Below are 2,576 nucleotides of genomic sequence, written 5' to 3'. Positions count from 1 at the left end.
CGAGCCAAGGGGACCTGGCTGTCGTAGGTGATCAGGCCGTTCATGTCCTTGGCGTCAAAGACCACGGTGTTACCCCCGTGAGCTTTGAGTTCTTTCACCAGCGACCATAGCGCTTCGCTGCCGGCTGTATGGCCCGTGACGTAGATGCCAGAGGCCGGGAAGGATTTCGGAACCTTGACCAGCGTGGCCTTGGGCGGCGCCTGGCGCACCTTCGGAATGGTGAGCCATTCGCCAATTTTCAGCGGTCGGTGCAGGTGATTCTGCTCGCGGATGCCGCTGGCCAACTTCGGGTAGGTGTAGTAGTCGGTGAATCTCAGGTATTTCCAGGCGATCGCCTCGACAGAGTCTCCCGCTGACACGCGGTGCCGGAGGCTCCCGGGCTGGTATTCGCCCCCTGTGGGCAACTTGAGGCCGTAGCCGGGGTGGTGGTCCAACCCCTTGGCAGTCTTCTGTGTCCCGGCGGAAGCGGGCGCCACCGAAGGGGCCTGGCCGGGCGACGGCGACGATGACGAGGTCGCTGGGGTCGGTATCGCATTCGCTGACGTTTCGACCGCACTGGGGGTCGGTTGTGCTGCACTCATATTAGCGTGGGCGATTGAGGAAATCGCGGGTGAGGGGGATGCCGCTGCCTGGGTGGTGGCTTGGGCAGGGTCGAAGGCGTTGGCCTTCTGGCCCTGCGCCAAGGCTGCCGGGTTGAAGCGTTTCGCGGCCGTTTTCGGAAAGCTCACGCTGTTCGGGTCGCCATCGCTCACGAAGGGCAGCCAGGGTTCCTTGACCTTGCCGGTGGAACCGGTGGGCCGGTTGAACCAGTTCTTGAATTCGCTATTGATGCACTGGATGCGGGCCACCCCCGTGGCCTTGTAGCCTTTGTCATAGGGGGAGTAGGCCGGGTTCGCACCCACCAGCAGCAGCGCGGCGTGGCGATAAGTCCCAGGGCCCTGTCCCCCCGCCACCACCTTGTTCAAACCGGCTGCATCCCGTGGGCCGATCCCGAAGGGCAGGGCGAGGGTGGTGATGGGGTAGGGCTTGCCCACCTCCTTGCTGACGAAGGCCTGCAAGCGGCTCAGGTGGGCCTCGATCTTGCTGGGCGACAGCGTGGCCAGGCTTTCGTGGGTCCAGGTGTGGTTGCCGATTTCCCGTCCGGTGTCCACCAGATAGCGGAATTTTTCCCCGATCACGCCGTCTTGGTCGAATCCACTTGGCAGGACGTAAAACGTGCTGCCGCGCCCGAAGTCGGGATGGGCGGCCTGGAACGCATCCAGCATCCCCACGGCGCAATCCGGATCGATGACTTTCTTGCCGTTCGGGCCCGTCTTGTACTGCCCTTTGGCGTCCTTCACGTAACGAAACTGCCCCTCGGTGCTGTCGTCAAAGGTGAGCACCACCGGTTTCTTGCCGGCCGGCACAGCAAAGCGCTTGGCGGCCATGTCCGCCATGTTGATCAGGTAGTAGCCATTCGCGTGGAGGAAGGCCAGGTCTTTGCGGAAATTCGCGGGGGTGCGTGTCCAGCGCTCTTCCTTCGGCCCAAAACGGTGATATTCCAGCACCGGGATGTAGCCCAGTTCGTTGGCAACCCCACCGGCCGTGCGCAGGACCGGGGCCGTGGCGACTTGCGCCGCCTGCGAGACGTCGGCGTGAGCGCTGTTGGCGGTGCTCGCGTGGGATTCGGCTCGGGGGGCCTGCGAGCAAGCCGTGACGGCACAAGCCAGCATGAACAAGGGACTGCGAGAGCGAGTAAGGAGGGACAGTGAACGGGGCATGATGGCTCCTGCGCAAGACGCGGCCGTGTGAAGGCGGTATTATGTGACCTGATTCTCCCCCAGGTCGCCCTGCACGTAAAGCCCCACGCCCTGATCCCGCGCTCTGTGGCCCTCAAAAAGAAAGCCAGTGGTGCCTCAGCCCCACTGGCCTGAACGAGAGAGCCTCCCTGGCGTGGCTTCAGGACGGTTTCACAGAGATGGGTGATGTTGGAGCCGTCTTTGCGGCCGGCGTGGAGCCTGCGGACGACCCCTCGGCCAGAGGAACGGCGGCGTGCCCCGTTCTCAACTCCGAGAGCAGGGCGCCGACCGAGCGGCCGGTGATGCTTTCAATCACCTCTGGAATCTGCGCGACCATCTTGGCCACCTCGCCGGTGAGCGCACTGGGCCCACCTTTTCCGTCACCAGCTGACACGATGGTGATGCGGTCGACCTGATGCAGCGCGCCTGCAAAGGCCGAGGCCATCTCGGGCAGGTTGGCCAGCATGCGGTCCAGGATGGCCGCTTCCGTGTAGCGTTCGTAGGCATCCGCGCGCTTCTGCATGGCGTCTGCCTCGGCCTGGCCCTTGGCGCGCACGACCTCGGCCTCCGCTTCACCGCGGGCCTTCACGACTTCCGCCTCAGCGCGACCGCGCGTGGCGGCAATCTCGGCCTCCGCGATGCCTTGGGCCCGTAAGGCCTCGGCCCGGCCCGAGGCTTCCTTGGCCAGGCGCAACCGCTCGGCCTCCGCCATGATCTCGATGCGGCGCTGCTCCGCATTGGCCGCCTTGATCACGCTGGCCTCGAGCTCGAATTCCTTGCGCTGAACCTCGAGTTCCT

General features: G+C 64.8%; 2 protein-coding genes. Both read right to left on the bottom strand.

What is annotated here, in order from left to right; translation table 11 throughout:
* On the bottom strand, positions 1 to 1,760 hold a 1,760-nt coding region (locus tag VKP62_09835), incomplete at its 3' end, for a polysaccharide deacetylase family protein (protein ID MEB3197490.1).
* A gap of 178 nt (positions 1,761 to 1,938) precedes the next feature.
* On the bottom strand, positions 1,939 to 2,576 hold a 638-nt coding region (locus VKP62_09830; protein MEB3197489.1), incomplete at its 5' end, for a flotillin domain-containing protein.

This window comes from Candidatus Sericytochromatia bacterium, from assembly GCA_035285325.1.
Lineage (GTDB): Bacteria > Cyanobacteriota > Sericytochromatia > S15B-MN24 > JAQBPE01 > JAYKJB01.
The sequence above is the reverse complement of the archived record's forward strand: the minus strand, read 5'-3'. Positions and strand labels throughout refer to the sequence as shown.